Source organism: Nocardioides sp. Z22_16 (genome assembly GCF_058134365.1).
On sequence record NZ_JBYTTI010000005.1, the window covers coordinates 48,743 to 64,907 of the forward strand.

At 72.8% G+C, this 16,165-nt stretch carries 16 protein-coding genes; 1 reads left to right on the forward strand and 15 read right to left on the reverse strand.

What is annotated here, in order from left to right:
* Positions 1 to 24: 24 nt before the first annotated feature.
* From coaBC to carA, 10 genes are all read right to left on the reverse strand, one after another.
* Positions 25 to 1,278 carry a bifunctional phosphopantothenoylcysteine decarboxylase/phosphopantothenate--cysteine ligase CoaBC gene (gene coaBC, locus AC3X7R_RS15370; protein WP_489966550.1) on the reverse strand — a complete coding sequence of 418 codons (1,254 nt, stop codon included), beginning with the start codon at positions 1,276 to 1,278 and terminating at the stop codon, positions 25 to 27.
* Between the two features lie 12 nt (positions 1,279 to 1,290).
* Positions 1,291 to 1,620 carry a DNA-directed RNA polymerase subunit omega gene (gene rpoZ / locus AC3X7R_RS15375; RefSeq protein WP_489966551.1) on the reverse strand — a complete coding sequence of 110 codons (330 nt, stop codon included), beginning with the start codon at positions 1,618 to 1,620 and terminating at the stop codon, positions 1,291 to 1,293.
* Positions 1,621 to 1,651: 31 nt separating this feature from the next.
* Complete coding sequence (gene gmk, locus AC3X7R_RS15380) at positions 1,652 to 2,260, reverse strand: guanylate kinase (protein ID WP_489966552.1); 609 nt, start codon at positions 2,258 to 2,260, stop codon at positions 1,652 to 1,654.
* Between the two features lie 2 nt (positions 2,261 to 2,262).
* Complete coding sequence (gene mihF, locus AC3X7R_RS15385) at positions 2,263 to 2,583, reverse strand: integration host factor, actinobacterial type (RefSeq protein ID WP_489966553.1); 321 nt, start codon at positions 2,581 to 2,583, stop codon at positions 2,263 to 2,265.
* 179 nt (positions 2,584 to 2,762) lie between these two features.
* Positions 2,763 to 3,590, reverse strand: a complete 828-nt coding sequence (pyrF, locus tag AC3X7R_RS15390) for an orotidine-5'-phosphate decarboxylase (protein ID WP_489966554.1) — start codon at positions 3,588 to 3,590, stop codon at positions 2,763 to 2,765.
* Positions 3,587 to 4,405, reverse strand: a complete 819-nt coding sequence (locus AC3X7R_RS15395) for a tRNA-dihydrouridine synthase (protein WP_489966555.1) — start codon at positions 4,403 to 4,405, stop codon at positions 3,587 to 3,589. The genes pyrF and AC3X7R_RS15395 overlap by 4 nt, the downstream gene beginning before the upstream one ends.
* Complete coding sequence (locus tag AC3X7R_RS15400) at positions 4,402 to 5,220, reverse strand: iron-sulfur cluster-binding protein (protein ID WP_489966556.1); 819 nt, start codon at positions 5,218 to 5,220, stop codon at positions 4,402 to 4,404. The genes AC3X7R_RS15395 and AC3X7R_RS15400 overlap by 4 nt, the downstream gene beginning before the upstream one ends.
* Positions 5,221 to 5,223: 3 nt before the next feature.
* Positions 5,224 to 6,303, reverse strand: a complete 1,080-nt coding sequence (locus tag AC3X7R_RS15405; protein WP_489966557.1) for a quinone-dependent dihydroorotate dehydrogenase — start codon at positions 6,301 to 6,303, stop codon at positions 5,224 to 5,226.
* Entirely contained in the window at positions 6,276 to 9,581 is a 3,306-nt protein-coding gene (carB, locus tag AC3X7R_RS15410) for a carbamoyl-phosphate synthase large subunit (RefSeq protein WP_489966558.1), read from the reverse strand. The genes AC3X7R_RS15405 and carB overlap by 28 nt, the downstream gene beginning before the upstream one ends.
* A complete protein-coding gene (gene carA, locus AC3X7R_RS15415) occupies positions 9,581 to 10,684 on the reverse strand; it encodes a glutamine-hydrolyzing carbamoyl-phosphate synthase small subunit (RefSeq protein WP_489967086.1) in 1,104 nt (367 codons plus the stop codon). The genes carB and carA overlap by 1 nt, the downstream gene beginning before the upstream one ends.
* A 200-nt stretch (positions 10,685 to 10,884) precedes the next feature.
* Here carA and AC3X7R_RS15420 point away from each other — a divergent pair, with 200 nt between their 5' ends.
* Complete coding sequence (locus AC3X7R_RS15420; protein ID WP_489966559.1) at positions 10,885 to 11,970, forward strand: hypothetical protein; 1,086 nt, start codon at positions 10,885 to 10,887, stop codon at positions 11,968 to 11,970.
* A gap of 42 nt (positions 11,971 to 12,012) precedes the next feature.
* Here the strand turns inward: AC3X7R_RS15420 and AC3X7R_RS15425 are convergent, their stop codons facing one another.
* The 5 genes from AC3X7R_RS15425 to AC3X7R_RS15445 all read right to left on the reverse strand — a co-directional run bounded on the left by AC3X7R_RS15425 (position 12,013) and on the right by AC3X7R_RS15445 (position 16,164).
* Positions 12,013 to 12,408 carry a VOC family protein gene (locus AC3X7R_RS15425; protein WP_489966560.1) on the reverse strand — a complete coding sequence of 132 codons (396 nt, stop codon included), beginning with the start codon at positions 12,406 to 12,408 and terminating at the stop codon, positions 12,013 to 12,015.
* A gap of 77 nt (positions 12,409 to 12,485) precedes the next feature.
* The gene (locus tag AC3X7R_RS15430; protein ID WP_489966561.1) at positions 12,486 to 13,763 is read right to left on the reverse strand and encodes a dihydroorotase; all 1,278 of its coding nucleotides are present in this window, start codon (positions 13,761 to 13,763) and stop codon (positions 12,486 to 12,488) included.
* A complete protein-coding gene (locus AC3X7R_RS15435; RefSeq protein ID WP_489966562.1) occupies positions 13,763 to 14,689 on the reverse strand; it encodes an aspartate carbamoyltransferase catalytic subunit in 927 nt (308 codons plus the stop codon). Before AC3X7R_RS15435 ends, AC3X7R_RS15430 begins: the two co-directional genes overlap by 1 nt.
* Positions 14,686 to 15,225, reverse strand: a complete 540-nt coding sequence (gene pyrR, locus AC3X7R_RS15440; RefSeq protein ID WP_489966563.1) for a bifunctional pyr operon transcriptional regulator/uracil phosphoribosyltransferase PyrR — start codon at positions 15,223 to 15,225, stop codon at positions 14,686 to 14,688. Before pyrR ends, AC3X7R_RS15435 begins: the two co-directional genes overlap by 4 nt.
* 123 nt (positions 15,226 to 15,348) lie before the next feature.
* Positions 15,349 to 16,164 (reverse strand): DUF1206 domain-containing protein, encoded by an 816-nt coding sequence (locus AC3X7R_RS15445; protein ID WP_489966564.1) that lies wholly within the window; start codon positions 16,162 to 16,164, stop codon positions 15,349 to 15,351.
* Position 16,165 lies beyond the last annotated feature (1 nt).

A 16,165-nucleotide genomic window follows, 5' to 3' on the forward strand; every position in this document is an offset into this window, starting at 1 on the left:
GGACCAGGATGCAAGATCCCCGTCTCACAGGGTGAATCGTCGAGTGACTTCGTCCCAGATCGCGTGAGCGACCTCCGTCTTCGACGCGCGGGCCACCTGCCGCGAGGATCCGTCGGAGCCGAGGATCACCACCTCGTTCTCCGGGCTCCCGAAGACCGCTCCCCCGCTGACGTCGTTGACGACCAGCAGGTCGCACCCCTTCCTCGCCAGCTTGGCGCGCCCGAGCTCCAGCACCGAGCCGGTGCTGTCGCCCGTCTCGGCGGCGAAGCCCACGATCACCGCGTCGGGGCGCGAGCGTTGGGTCGACAGCTCGTGGAGGATGTCGGGGTTCTGCTCCAGCAGCAACGGAGGCGCGGAGCCGTCGGAGGCCTTCTTGATCTTCTCCGTCGCCGGGCTGACCGGTCGGAAGTCGGCCGGGGCCGCGGCCATCACCAGCGCGTCGGCGGGCTTGCTCTCCTCGAGCATCGCCGTGCGCAGCTCCTCGGTGCTCGAGACCCGCACCACCCGCGCCCCGGCGGGATCGGGCAGCTCCACGTTGGCGCTGACCAGGGTCACCTCGGCGCCTCGGGCCAGCGCCGCCCGGGCGAGGGCGTAGCCCTGCCGGCCGGACGAGCTGTTGCCCAGGTAGCGAACGGGGTCGAGGTGCTCCCGGGTGCCGCCGGCGGACACGACGACGTGTCTCCCGGCGAGGTCCTGCCCCAGGCCGGGACGGGCCAGGACCTGGGAGGCGAGCTCGAAGATCTCCACCGGGTCGGGCAGCCGCCCCTTGCCGGTGTCGCGGCCGGTGAGCCGGCCCTCCGCAGGCTCCAGCACCACGGCCCCGCGCGAACGCAGGGTCGCGACGTTGGCCTGGGTCGCGGGGTGCTCCCACATCTCGGTGTGCATCGCGGGCGCGAAGACCACGGGACACCGGGCGGTGAGGAGGGTGTTGGTGAGCAGGTCGTCAGCCAGGCCGTGTGCGGCCCGGGCAAGGACGTCGGCGGTGGCCGGGGCCACCACCACGAGGTCGGCCTGCTGACCCAGGCGCACGTGCGGCACCTCGTGCACCCGGGTCCACACGTCGGCCGCGACGGGCTTCCCCGACAACGCCGCCCAGGTGGGGGCGCCGACGAACTCGAGCGCCGACTTGGTCGGCACCACCGTCACGTCGTGCCCGGACTCCGTGAAGCGCCGCAGCACCTCGCACGCCTTGTAGGCGGCGATGCCGCCGCTGACTCCGAGCACGACACGAGGCCGCGCCCGCTGGAGCGGGGCGGCTTCGTCGCCGTGGTCAGTCACCAGGACCGGCGGTCAGGCGCTGGTGGCGCCGGGGTCGGCCTGGGCGGCAGCCTGAGCCGCCTCCTCGGCCGCGAGCTCCGCCGGGTCGACGTTCTCGCAGGTGAGCAGGTCCTCGTTGATCTCGCGGAGGGCGATGGAGAGCGGCTTCTCCTGCACGTGGGTGTCGACCAGCGGTCCGACGTACTCCAGAAGGCCCTCACCGAGCTGGGAGTAGTAGGCGTTGATCTGCCGGGCGCGCTTGGCGCTGTAGAGCACCAGCTGGTACTTGCTGTCGGTCTTGGTGAGCAGGTCGTCGATCGAGGGGTTGGTCACGCCCTCGGCGGCGATGTGGGGGGCAGACACGCGTGAGCCTCACAAAGGAAGTCGGGATGAATCAGGACTCGGGACCGAGCCCCATCAACGTTACCAACTCCTCCACGGCCTCGTGAACTTCCCGGTTGACGATGGTGACGTCGAACTCACTCTCAGCGGCCAGCTCGTCGCGTGCGGTGGCCAGTCTGCGCTCCCGCTCGGCCTCGGTCTCGGTGCCTCGGCCCACCAGTCGACGGACCAGCTCCTCCCACGACGGCGGCTTCAGGAAGACGAAGAGTGCCTCGGGCATCGACTCGCGCACCTGGCGGGCACCCTGCAGGTCGATCTCCAGCATGGCGGGACGACCGGCGGCCAGCGCCTCGTCGACGGGCCCCCGCGGGGTTCCGTACCGCGCCGCGCGGTGGACCGTGGCCCACTCCAGGAGCTCGCCGTCCTCGATCATCCGGTCGAACTCCTCGTCGGAGACGAAGCGGTAGTGCACCCCGTCCACCTCTCCCGGACGTGGCGCCCGGGTCGTCGCGGAGACCGAGATCCACACCTCGGGGTGGTACCGGCGGACCGCAGCGGCCACCGTCCCCTTGCCCACCGCCGTGGGCCCAGCCAGCACCACCAGGCGGGAGCGACCCACCCCCGGGGACCCGGCGTGGTCGGGGGCCTCCTGCGTCGACACGCTCATTCCTCGGAGGCGAACTCGCGCTCGAGGGCGGCGACCTGCTTGGTGCCGAGGCCGCGCACCCGACGGCTCTCGGCGATGCAGAGCCGCTCCATCAGCTGACGCGCCCGCACCTTGCCCAGCCCGGGCATCGACTGGAGCAGGTCGACGACCCGCATCTTGCCGATGACCTCGTTCTCCTGGCCCTCCCGGATCACGTCGATGATCGAGGCGCCCGAGTTCTTCAGGCGGTTCTTGACCTCCGCGCGCTCCCTGCGGGAGGCGGCGGCCTTGTCGAGCGCCGCCTGGCGCTGTTCGGGCGTGAGTGGGGGCAGGGCCACGTGTCGGTCCTCGTCGTCGTAGGGGAGGTCAGGGGGTGGTCGGGCGAGGCCGGCGGTTGCGAGTCGCCGGGTGCCCGAATTCGGTCAATCTAGCCACGTCGTCGCACGAGCGGCAATCGCAGGGGGTCGCGTCGCCGCGGGGACGTGCTGCACCGCACACCTCCCGGGGCTCACGGGGCTCACGGGGCCAGCGCGGCGACCTCGTCGTTGGCGCGCAGCACCGCCGCGCGGAGACCCGCCGGGTCGGGACCCGCTCCGAGGACGCCGCGGGAGGTGCTGGGCAGCACCAGGGCGGCGGCGTCGCCGAAGATGCGCCGCAGGTCCTCCACGGTGCCGCCCTGGGCCCCGAAGCCGGGCGCCAGGAGCGGTCCGTTGATGTCGAGGGCCTCGGCCGGCCGGTCCAGCGTGGCCCCCACCACGGCCCCGAAGTCGCCGAGGGGGCTCGCACCGTGGTTGAGGTCGCGCAGGTGGTCGAGGACCACCCCCGCCACGGTGGTGTCCCCTGCTCGGGCCCGCTGCACCTCGGCACCCTCCTTGTTGGAGGTCAGCGCCAGCACGAAGAGACCCGCCCCGTGGCGGCGCGCACTCTGGACCATCGGCTCCAGGGAGCCGAACCCCAGGAAGGGGCTGGCCGTGATGGCGTCGGCGGCCAGCGGGGAGGCGGGGTCGAGGTAGGCGTCGGCGTAGGCCTGGCTGGTGGAGCCGATGTCGCCCCGCTTCACGTCGAGGAGCACCAGCGCGCCCGCCTCGCGCGACGCGCCGATGACGCGCTCGAGGACCGCGACCCCGCGACTGCCGAAGCGCTCGAAGAAGGCGCTCTGGGGCTTGACCACCGCCGCCACCGGCGCGATGGCCTCCACCGCGGTGAGGGCGAACCGCTCGAGCCCGGCCACGTCGTCGCTCAACCCCCAGGCGTCCAGCAGAGCGGCGTGCGGGTCGATCCCGACGCAGAGTCGCCCCCGGGCCTGCACGGCCTCGTGCAGGCGGGCGCCGAACGGCTCGGTCATGGTCTCTCCTCCAGGTCGTGGATGGTGCGTGCCAGACAGGTCGGGTCGTGCAGGAGGGCGGTGCCGAGCTGGACCGCGACCGCGCCGAGCGAGGTGAACCGACGGACGTCGGCCGCGTCGCTCGCACCGCCCGCGCCGATCACCGGGACGTGGGGCAGGGCCGCGGCCACCTCCCGGACGCAGCGCAGCGCCAGCGGGCGGACCGCCGGCCCGCCCAGCCCGGCCGGCCGCCCGTCCCGCAGGGCGGCCGGCACCGAGTTGCCGAGCACCACCGCGGTCGCCCCGGCCTCGGCGACGGCACGGGCGGTCTCCACGACCCGGGAGACGTCGGGACGCAGCTTGGCCAGCACCGGGAGGTCCCGGGGCACCTCACGGCGCACGGCGCTGACCACCGAGCCGGCGTGGAACGGCTCGCGGGCGTCGAAGAGGCCGGTCCCCGCCGGGTCGGGCACGGAGATGTTGATCTCGACCCCCGACAGGCCGGGGGCTCGGGCGGCTCGCCGCGCCAGCTCGGCGTACTCCCCCAGCGACGACCCCACCAGCGAGACGAAGACGCGCGCCCCGGCACGGACGAGCCAGGGCAGCTCGTCGGTCAGGAAACGGTCCACCCCGGTGTTCCGGGTGCCGAGCACGTGCGCCAGGCCGCTCGGGGTCTCCTCCAGCAAGGAGCCGCTCCCACCGTGGCGGGCGTCGAGGGTGAGGCTGCGGGTGACGAAGGCGAGGCCGTCGAGCTCGGCGTACGGCGCCAGCTCACGGCCCGTGCCGCCGCACCCCGAGGCGACCATCACCGGGGAGGTCAGGCGCAGCTCGGTCACCGCGCTGCCCCGGAGCTCTCGAGGAGGTCCCAGCAGACGCGGTCCGCCCGCATCGCCGGTCCGTCGACGCAGGCTCGAGCCCAGTGCGTCTCGCCCGAGGCGTCCCGGACGGGGACCTGGCAGGAGCCGCAGAGCCCGGTGGCGCAGGGCATCGCGGGGGTGAGCGCGACCTGCGCGCTGATCTGGCGGTCCGCGGCCGCGTCGGCGACGGCGCTCAGCAGCGCCGGCGCCCCGGAGGCGTAGATCACGCCCGGCTCGGTGCTCGCGAGCACGTCGCGGAGCACCGCCTCGGGCCGTCCCCTGGTCCCCACCGACCCGTCGGCGGTCACCACGGTCACCGACCGGGACAGCCGCCGGGCCTCCAGGGCCGAGAGCAGGTGCGCCTCGTCCTGCGCGGCGACCAGCATGCTGACCGGGCACTCACGCTCGCGGAGCCGCTCGGCGAGGGTGAAGAGCGGAGCCGCCGCCACCCCCTCCCCCACGAGCAGACAGCTCACCGGCTCCCGCGGCAGGGCGAAGGGGCGGCCCAACGGGCCGGTCACCGGCAGCCGGGCGCCGGGCCGCAGCGCGGAGAGCCACGTGCCGCCGACCCCGCGCGGCTCCACCACCACCTCCAGCGTGGCACCGTGGGTACCGCTCTCCCGGACCCGGTGGATCCACAGCTGGCGCCGGGCCAGTCGGCTCTCCCCCACGGAGAAGGCCACGAACATGCCGGGGCGGAAGCCCTGCGCCACCCCCGGGGCGGCCAGCGAGAGGACCCGGTGGGCTCCGGCACGCTTGTTGGTCAGGACCTCGGCGAGCACGTGCACGGGCACAGGTCAGTCCCTCGCCAGCTCGCGGACCAGCCGCCGGGGCCACAGGGGACCCTCGTAGACGAAGGCGGTGTATCCCTGCAGCAGGGTCGCCCCGGCCGCCAGCCGGGCGCGCGCGTCGTCGGCCGTGGTGATGCCGCCGACGCCGACCAGGGTCAGGCCGGGGCCGACGCGCCCGCGCAGCAGCCGGGTCACCTCCAGGGCCCGGTCGCGCAGCGGCGCGCCCGAGAGCCCGCCGGCGCCGATCGCCGCGACCTCGGCCTCGTCGGAGACGAGGCCGTCGCGGGAGATCGTGGTGTTGGTGGCGATGATGCCGTCGAGCTCCAGCGCGAGGGCGAGGTCCGCGACGGCCAGGACGTCCTCGTCGCTGAGGTCGGGGGCGATCTTGACCAGGAGCGGGACCCGCCGGTCGGTCACCTCGTCGGCACGGAGCCGCACCGCCCGGAGCAGCGGCTCGAGCTTCTCCACCGCCTGGAGGTCGCGCAGGCCGGGGGTGTTCGGCGAGGAGACGTTGACGACCAGGTAGTCGGCGTGCGGCGCCAGCAGGCCGGTGCTCTTGCGGTAGTCGTCGACCGCCTCGTCCTCGGGCACCACCTTGGTCTTGCCGATGTTGATCCCCAGGACGACGCCGTCGCCCGCGGCCCCGCTCCCGCCGGCCAGCCGGGCGGCTCGCCGGGCGAGCCGCGCCGCGACCGCGTCCGCTCCCTCGTTGTTGAAGCCCATGCGGTTGACCACCGCGCGGTCCGCGGGGAGCCGGAAGAGGCGGGGGCGCGGGTTGCCGGGCTGAGGCTCACCGGTCACCGTCCCGATCTCGACGTGCCCGAACCCGAGGGCGGCGAGCGCGTCGATGCCGTGGCCGTTCTTGTCGAAGCCGGCCGCCAGCCCCAGCGGGTGGGGGAACCGGAGCCCCATCGCCTCCACCGGCAGCGGGGCCGCCGCGCCCCGCGACAGCAGTCGGCCGGTGGCCGGCCGGCCGGCCCGGATCGCCTGGAACGCCACCTCGTGGGCACGTTCCGGGTCGATCCGGGTCAGCACCCGGTCGAAGAACTGGTCGTACATCAGCGCCGCCCGGCGGCGGCGTTCCACTCCTGCAGGCTGCGCACCCCGATGTCCCCGCGGTGCAGCGCCTCGATCCCCTGCACCGCGGCGCCCAGACCCTGGACCGTGGTGATGCACGGGATGTTGGCGAGGACCGCGGCGGTGCGGATCTCGTAGCCGTCGGCGCGGCCGGTCGTCCCGGTCGAGTAGGGGGTGTTGACCACGAGGTCGATCAGGCCCTGGTGAATCATCTGGACCGTGGTCGGCTGACCTTGTGGCCCCTCCCCCTCGTGGTGCTTGCGGACCGTCGTGACGGCGACCCCGTTGCGCCGCAGGACCTCCGCCGTGCCCTGGGTCGCGAGGATCTCGTAGCCCCGCTCCGCCAGGACCTTGATCGGGAAGATCATGTTGCGCTTGTCGCGGTTGGCGACCGAGACGAAGATGCGCCCGGAGAGCGGGAGCGAGCCGTAGGCGGCGGTCTGGGACTTGGCGAACGCCTTGCCGAAGTCGGAGTCGAAGCCCATCACCTCGCCGGTCGACTTCATCTCCGGGCCCAGCACGGTGTCGACGTGCTTCCCCTCCTCGGTGCGGAACCGATTGAACGGCAGCACCGCCTCCTTGACCGCGATCGGGGCGTCGGCGGGCAGGTTCCCGCCGTCCCCGGTGGCGGGCAGCACGCCGGCCTCGCGCAGCGAGGCCACCGACTCCCCGAGCATCACCCGGGCAGCCGCCTTGGCCAGGGGGGTGCCGGTGGCCTTGGAGACGAAGGGCACCGTCCGCGAGGCTCGCGGGTTGGCCTCCAGCACGTAGAGGACGTCGGAGCTGAGGGCGAACTGGATGTTGAGCAGCCCGCGCACCCCGACACCCCGGGCGATCGCCTCGGTCGCCTCCCGGATGCGCTGGATCTCGCTCGCTCCCAGGGTGATCGGCGGCAGTGCGCACGAGGAGTCGCCGGAGTGGATCCCGGCCTCCTCGATGTGCTCCATCACCCCGCCCAGGAAGAGCTCGTCCCCGTCGAAGAGGGCGTCCACGTCGATCTCCACCGCGTCGTCGATGAAGCGGTCCACCAGGACCGGGTGCTCGGGGCTGATCTCGGTGGCACGCCCGATGTAGTCGCGCAGCGACGCGTCGTCGTAGACGATCTCCATCCCACGACCGCCCAGCACGTAGGACGGGCGGACCAGGACGGGGAAGCCGATGTCCTCGGCGATCTCCTTGGCGTCCTCGTAGGAGGTGGCCATCCCGAACTTCGGGGCCGGGAGTCCGGCGTCGAGCAGGACCTTCCCGAAGGCGCCGCGCTCCTCGGCCAGGTGGATCGCCTCCGGCGCGGTGCCGACGATCGGCACCCCCGCGTCGGCCAGCCCCTGGGCGAGACCGAGCGGAGTCTGGCCACCGAGCTGGCAGATGACCCCGGCGACCGGGCCCGCCTGCTGCTCGGCGTGCACGATCTCGAGCACGTCCTCCAGGGTGAGCGGCTCGAAGTAGAGCCGGTCGGAGGTGTCGTAGTCGGTGGAGACGGTCTCGGGGTTGCAGTTGACCATCACGGTCTCGTAGCCGACCTCGGCGAGCGCCAAGGAGGCGTGCACGCAGGAGTAGTCGAACTCGATCCCCTGCCCGATCCGGTTGGGTCCCGAGCCCAGGATGATGACGGCCTCGCGCTCGCGCGGCGCGACCTCGGTCTCCTCGTCGTAGGAGGAGTAGTGGTACGGGGTGGCCGCGGCGAACTCGGCGGCGCAGGTGTCGACGGTCTTGTAGACCGGGCGCAGGCCCAGGTCGTGGCGGGCCCGGCGCACCTCGGCCTCGGGGACGCCGCGGATCGCACCGATCTGCGCGTCGCTGAAGCCGTGGCGCTTGGCCGTCCGCAGGGTGGCCTCGTCGAGCGAGTCGGCGGCCGCCACCCGGTCGGCGACCTCGCGGATCAGGAAGAGCTGATCGACGAACCAGGGGTCGATGCTGGTGGCGTCGAAGACCTGCTCGGGCGTGGCGCCGGCCCGGATGGAGTCCATCACCGTGCGCAGTCGCCCGTCGGTGGGGACCCGCGACTTCTCCAGCAGCGCGTCGAGGTCGCCGGTGGGGCCGCCGAAGTCGAAGACCGCCTGCTTGCTCTCCAGGCTGCGCAGCGCCTTCTGGAGCGCCTCGGTGAAGTTCCGGCCCATCGCCATCGCCTCGCCGACGCTCTTCATGTGCGTGGTGAGGGTCTGGTCGGCGCCGGGGAACTTCTCGAAGGCGAAGCGGGGAACCTTGACCACGACGTAGTCGAGAGTGGGTTCGAAGGCCGCGGGGGTGCTCTGCCCGTCCGGACGCCGGGTGATGTCGTTGGGGATCTCGTCGAGGGTGTAGCCGATGGCCACCTTGGCGGCGATCTTGGCGATCGGGAAGCCGGTCGCCTTGGAGGCCAGCGCGCTGGAGCGCGACACCCGGGGGTTCATCTCGATGACGATCAGCCGGCCGTCCTCGGGGTTGACGGCGTACTGGATGTTGCAGCCGCCGGTGTCCACGCCGACCGAGCGGATGATGCCGATCGCCATGTCGCGCATCTTCTGGTACTCGCGGTCGGTCAGCGTCATGGCGGGTGCGACGGTGATCGAGTCGCCGGTGTGCACACCCATCGGGTCGAGGTTCTCGATGGAGCAGACGATGACCACGTTGTCCGCGGTGTCCCGCATGACCTCGAGCTCGTACTCCTTCCACCCCAGGATCGACTCCTCCAGGAGGACCTCGGTGGTCGGCGACGCGGCGAGGCCGGCGCCGCCGATGCGGCGCAGGTCCTTCTCGTCGTAGGCGAACCCGGAGCCGGTCCCGCCCATGGTGAAGGAGGGCCGGACCACCAGCGGGTAGCCGAGCTCGTCGGCGCCGGCGAGGAGGTCCTCCAGGGAGTGGCAGACCACCGAGCGCGCGGACTCCCCACCGAGCTCGTCGACGATCTTCTTGAACTGCTCGCGGTTCTCGCCGCGGTTGATCGCCTCGATGCTGGCGCCGATCAGCTCGACGTCGTACTTCTCCAGGATGCCGGCCTCGTCGAGCTGCATGGCGCAGTTGAGCGCGGTCTGCCCGCCGAGGGTGGCCAGCAGGGCGTCGGGCCGCTCCTTGGCGATCACCTTCTCGACGTACTCCGGGGTGATCGGCTCGATGTAGGTGGCGTCCGCGAACTCCGGGTCGGTCATGATGGTGGCCGGGTTGGAGTTGACCAGGATGACCCGCAGGCCCTCCTCCTTGAGCACCCGGCAAGCCTGGGTGCCGGAGTAGTCGAACTCGCAGGCCTGGCCGATGATGATCGGGCCGGAGCCGATCACCAGCACGGACTCGATGTCGTCGCGCTTGGGCATCAGGCCCTCGCCTCCATGAGGTCGCAGAAACGGTCGAAGAGGTAGGCGGCGTCGTGCGGTCCGGCCGCGGCCTCCGGGTGGTACTGCACGGAGAAGCTCTTGAGCGACCCGTCCCCGTCGCGGAGCTCGAGGCCCTCCACCACGTCGTCGTTGAGGCACACGTGGGAGACGCTCGCCTCGCCGTACGGCGTCGTGGTCGAGCCGTCGAGCGGGGCGTCGACGGCGAACCCGTGGTTGTGCGCGGTCACCTCGACCTTGCCGGTGGTGCGGTCCATCACGGGCTGGTTGATGCCGCGGTGGCCGTAGGTGAGCTTGTAGGTGCCGAACCCCAGGGCCCGGCCGAAGAGCTGGTTGCCGAAGCAGATGCCGAAGTAGGGCAGGTCCTGGGCCAGCGCCCCCTGGAGGAGCTCGACCTGGTCGGTGGTGGCCGCCGGGTCGCCGGGCCCGTTGGAGAAGAAGAGGCCGTCGGGGGCGACCGCGGTGACCTCCGCCAGCGTGGAGGTCGCGGGGAGCACGTGCACCTCGATACCGCGCTCGCTCATCATCCGCGGCGTGTTGGCCTTGATGCCGAGGTCGAGGGCGGCCACGGTGAACCGCTTCTCCCCCACCGCCGGCACGACGTAGGCCTCGGGCGTGGAGACGGCGCCGCTCAGGTTGGCCCCCGCCATCTCGCCGGTCTCGCGGACCCTCGCCAGCAGCCGCTCGGGATCGGTCTCGGTGGTGGAGATGCCCACCCGCATCGCACCGCGCTCGCGCAGGTGGCGGGTGAGGGCACGCGTGTCGACACCGGAGATGCCGACCACTCCCTGCTCGCGCAGCTCGTCGTCGAGGGTGCGCACGCTGCGCCAGTTGGACGGGATGCGCGCGGGATCGCGCACCACGTAGCCGGCGACCCAGATGCGCCGGGACTCGGGGTCCTCGTCGTTCATCCCGGTGTTGCCGACGTGGGGGGCCGTCATCACGACGACCTGCCGGTGGTAGCTGGGGTCGGTCAGCGTCTCCTGGTAACCGGACATGCCGGTCGAGAAGACGATCTCACCGAAGGTCTCACCCTTGGCACCGAGGGAGTCACCGCGAAAGGTGCGCCCGTCCTCGAGGACCATGAGCGCAGGGGCGGGCAGAGCCACGCCGCACCTCCTTCTCCGCCTCACAGGACGGATCGTTAAAGGATGTTCGAACCCTCGTGACCATATCAGCGGAGGGCCTGCAGGCCGCGACCGGCACCGCCACGTGGGCAGCCCGATCGACGAGCCACGCAGCGCTCCGACAGGTGGTGGGTCCCCTGCCTGGTTTGATCGGTGCCATGAGGCCGTCCCCGCCCCGACGTCAGGGGAGCGCCTGGGCCCCCGTGGGACGGCCGCTCGGGGCACTGCTCCCCTGCCTGCTCCCCTGCCTGATCCTCGGCCTGCTCCTGGTGGCCTGCCAGGGCGACCCCGCACCGCCGGACTCGGGCGGCAGGGGCGGCACGGACGGCGACGCGACGACGTCCGGCCGCTGCACCGGCGTCGACCTGACCCAGGTGCACGGGTCGCCACCTCGGGCCGACCGTCCGCTGCGCGACTTCCCGGCGGGATCGGCGCTCTGCGAGGCGTGGTGGATCCCGGCGATGGCCACCCGATTCGTCCCTCAAGGGCTCGAGGTGGCCGGGGACCTGGCCTACGTCTCCGGGTACCGCACGGCGCCCCTCGGCCGGCGCGCCTGCCAGGTGGCGGTGCTCGACGTCGACGACGGACGCCAGGTGGCCCGGCTGCGGCGGTTCGAGGCCCCCGTCTACGGACCGGACCCGACGTACTGCCGGCACGGCGGGGGCAACGAGCTCACGGCCGACGGGCTGTGGATCGCCGGCGGCCAGGTCCTGTGGCTGCTGGACCCTGCGCGGATCCGCGACGGTGCCCCTCCGGTGCTGCGCGCGTGGCGGCTGGAGGACGGACTGATGGGCTCCACCCTGGCGATCCGGGACGGCCGTCTGGTCATCGGGACCTACCGGGCCGGGGGCAGGGGCCGCTGGTTCGGCTACGACCTCGACGCCCTGCTCGCTCCCGAGGTCAGCGCGCTCGGCACGGGCCGGCCGGCCTCGGGCCGCGCGGCACCCGTGAGCCGAGGCCGGGTCAGCCCGCGGCTCCAGGGACTGACCCTCACCCCGCGGGGACGCTGGCAGGTGAGCTCGCGGATCTCGTGCGGGCTGCTGGCCGTCCCGGGCTCAGGTGCCGCGGTCGACTTCGTCCCGGGGGCCGAGGACGTCGAGGTGCTGGGGCCGGACATCTGGACCGTCAGCGAGGCCAGCGCCGCGCCGTACGCCCACCTCGAGGGCGGCGCCCTGGTGCCCGGGCTGCTGAGGCTGGACCGCCGCGCGGTGGAGGCGGGCACCGCCTCCTGCGACTTCGACTAGCCGAACCCTGCGGCGCCGCCCGAGCGGCCCGGTCCGGTCTGCTCAGGCCACGAAGAGGCAGAACGGATGGCGCGCGGGATCCGCGAGGACGTAGAGCGGCTCCTCCTCGTCGTCCGACCTGTCCAGCAGCAGCTCGGCCCCCAGGGCCAGCGCCCGATCCCGCTCGGCCTCAAGCTCCTCACGATCCGCGACGGTGAGGTCGAGGTGCAGCTGCATCGGCACCTCCTGGCTCGGCCAGGTGGTGCGAGCCTGCTCGTCGACCCGCTGGAAGGCGAGCACCCTGGTCCCGTCGTCGCGGGTGAGCACCAGCCAGTCGTGGTCGTCCTCACCCTCGTCACCGGGGCGGTAGACCAGCCCCAGCAACTCTCGCCAGAACTCGGCTTCGCGCCTGATCTCGACCGCGTCCAGCACGGTGTGCAGCAGCTGCGCCCGCCCCATCAGCCCAGCCCCGTCCGGTGGCTCCCCATGGCCGAGAGGCTAGCGGGCCCGCACGGGCGCGCGGGGTGGTCGCGCTCTCAGCCGGCCAGTGCCCCGTCGCGCACGGTCACGCGACCCCCGTAGACCGTGTGCACCACCCGCGACGCCAGCTCCCGGCCGTGCCAGGGGTTGTTGCGCGACAGCGAGGCGGAGGTGTCGCGGTGCACGGTGACGACGGCAGCCGGGTCGACGAGGACGACGTGCCCGGGGGCGCCGGCCGCCAGCGGCCGGCCCTGCGACTCGAGTCCGGCGATCGCGGCGGGGTTGCTCGACATCACCCGCGCCACGTCGCCCCACGACAGCTCCGGCAGCGCGGTGCGGACCACGCCGAGGGCGGTCTCCAGGCCCAGCATCCCGAAGGCGGCGTCGACGAAGGCGTGCTCCTTGTCGTGCCGTGCGTGCGGCGCGTGGTCGGTGGCCACGGCGTCGATGGTGCCGTCGAGCAGACCGGCGCGCAGCGCCTCCACGTCCTCCTGCGGCCGCAGGGGCGGGTTCACCTTGTAGGTCGGGTCGTAGCCGGTGAGCAGGTCGGTGGTGAGCAGCAGGTGGTGCGGGGTCACCTCCGCGGTGACCGCCACCCCCTGCGCCTTGGCCCAGCGGAGGACCTCCACCGAGCCGGCCGTGGAGACGTGCGCGACGTGGACGCGCGACCCCGTGTGCCGGGCGAGCATGACGTCGCGGGCCACGATCACCTCCTCGGCGATGCCGGGCCAGCCGGGCAGCCCGAGGCGCCCGGAGAGCTCGCCCTCGTGGCAGCAGGCCGCGGGGCCGGCGAGCGTCGGGTCCTGGGAGTGCTGGGAGACCACGCCGCCGAAGGCCTTCACGTACTCCAGCGCCCGACGCATGACGCGGGCGTCGTGCACGCACTTGCCGTCGTCGGAGAAGACCCGGACCCGCGCCTTCGAGCGGGCCATCAGCCCGAGCTCGGCCAGCTCCTCGCCGGCGAGCCCTCGGGTGACGGCGCCGACCGGCTGCACGTCGACGAGACCGGCCTCCCGGCCGAGCTCCCAGACGCGCAGCGCGGCCTCGGCGGTGTCGGTGACCGGCGAGGTGTTAGCCATGGCCAGCACGGCGGTGTAGCCGCCCAGCGCCGCCGCCTGCGAGCCGGTCAGGATGGTCTCGGCGTCCTCGCGGCCCGGCTCGCGCAGGTGGGTGTGCAGGTCCACCAGGCCGGGCAGCGCCACCAGTCCGTCGGCGTCGAGCACCTCGTGGCCGGCGTGGTCGACGGTGCCGACCTCGGCGATCACCCCGTCGACGACGAGCAGGTCGGCCGGGGTCTCGCCGAGCAGCGACGCCCCCTTGATCACGAGCGCCATCAGTCTTCCTCTCCGGCGAGCAGGTGGTAGAGCACGGACATCCGCACGGCCAGGCCGCTGGAGACCTGCTCCAGGACGACTGACTGGGCCGCGTCGGCGGCGTCCGCGGCGATCTCGAGCCCGCGGTTCATCGGGCCGGGGTGGCAGATCGGCACGTCGGGCCGCAGCAGCGAGAGCCGGTTGCGGGTGAGCCCGTAGCCGACCGTGTACTCGCGGGCGCTCGGGAAGAAGGCGCCCGACATCCGCTCGCGCTGGACCCGCAGCATCATCACCGCGTCGGCCGACGGCAGCACGGCGTCCAGGTCGTAGGAGGTCTCGAAGCCGGCCGCGCGCGACCACGCGTCGACACCCGCGGGCATCAGGGTCGGGGGCGCCACGACCGTCACCTTGGCCCCGAGCTTGGTCAGGCACAGCACGTTGGAGCGGAAGACCCGGCTGTGGGTCAGGTCGCCGACGAGCACGACGTGGCGACCCTCCAACGATCCCAGCCGTCGCTGCAGGGTGTAGGCGTCCAGGAGGGCCTGCGTGGGGTGCTCGTGCATGCCGTCTCCGGCGTTGACGACGACGGCGTCGACCCACTGGCTCACCTGGTGCGCGGCGCCGCTGGCCGGGTGCCGGATGACCAGGCCGTCGACCCCCATCGCGCAGACCGTCAGCACGGTGTCGCGCAGGCTCTCGCCCTTGGAGGCGCTGGAGCCCTTCCCGCTGATGTTGATGACATCGGCGGAGAGCCACTTCCCCGCGATCTCGAACGACGAGCGGGTGCGGGTGGAGTCCTCGAAGAACATGTTGACGACCGTGCGGCCCCGCAGCGCGGGCAACTTCTTGACGTCGCGGTGCTGCACGTCGTGCATCTCGGCGGCGGTCTCGAAGATGGCGCCGATCAGGTCGACGGAGACGTCGTCGATGGAGAGCAGGTGCCTCACGAGATGGTCACCTCGTCGGTCCCGTCGGTCTCCGCCAACCGCACGCTGACCCGCTCGGAGCGGGCGCTGGGCAGGTTCTTGCCGACGTGGTCGGCGCGGATCGGCAGCTCGCGGTGCCCCCGGTCGACCAGGACGGCGAGCCGCACCGCGGCGGGGCGGCCGAGGTCGGCCAGCGCGTCGAGGGCCGCCCGGATCGTGCGCCCGGAGAAGAGGACGTCGTCGACGAGCACCACGACCTTGCCGTCGATGCCCCCGGTGGGCAGCTGCGTCTTGTGCGCGCGCCGGGTCGGCTGGGTGCGGAGGTCGTCGCGGTACATCGTCACGTCGAGCTCGCCCACCGCGACCGGCGCGCCCTCGACGGCGGCGATGCCGTCGGCGATGCGGTGGGCCAGCGGCACCCCACGGGTGTGCAGCCCGAGGAGGATGAGATCCGTCGCGCCCTTGTTGCGCTCGAGGATCTCGTGGGAGATGCGGGTCATCGCCCGGGCGATGTCACGCCCGTCGAGGACGGTGCGGCCTGGTACGGGGGCAGGCATCGGTGGCCTGGACCTCCTTCTCCGCCTCACGGGACGGCTCGTTAAAGGATGTCGTTCGGCGGCGACCCTATCAGCGCCGGACCACCCTCCCGGCAGGGTCCGGCAGGGTGATGCTCCGGCGCCTCAGCGGTCGAGGTGGCGGGCCCGAGCGAAGCAGAAGAGGCCGTAGCAGGCGAGCCCGGCGGCGATCGCGGTCAACAACGCCGGGCCGAAGGGCTGCTCGAGGACCGTCCGGAGGGCGTCGTCGAGCCCCTTGTCCTCCTTGCCGCTGTGGGTGATCCCGGCGTGGGTGATGAGGCCCCCGATCAGCGCGATGGAGAGCCCCTTGACCAGGTAGCCGACCTTGCCGAACCACTTGTAGGCGTCGCTGATCTCGCTCGCCCGGCCCTGCTGGTCGAGGTTCTCCAGGAACTTCTCCGACCAGCCGCGGTACGCCGTCCAGCCGGCGTAGCCGATCACCGCGAGCCCGGCCAGGGCCACCAGCCACTGGCCGCCCGGCCACCCCATGACCGTGGCGGTCATCGACTTGCCCTTGCCTCCGCCGCCGCCCAGCAGGGTCCGGAAGGCGGTGAAGGCGAGGGCGCCGTAGAGCACTGCCTTGAGCCCGGAGCCGGCCCGCTTCTTCCAGCGGTCGGCCCCCTCCTCGTCCTCGTGCCCGACGATCGCCTCCAGCAGGCGCCACAGCACGAGCAGGACGAGCCCGATCGCCACCGCCCACAGGGCGGCGGTGCCGAAGGGCTGGGAGGCGAGCTCGGAGAAGGCTCCACTGCTGGACGCCTTGCGACTGGTCTCGCCGAAGGCCAGCTGCAGCGCCACCCAGGCGATCAGGAGGTGGACCACCCCGTACGCGACGAGCCCCGCGCGGGCGAGGTGATCCATCCAGGGGCTCTCGTGGACCTGCTTGCCCGAGTTCTTGACGGTCCTGCCGATATCAGTCACC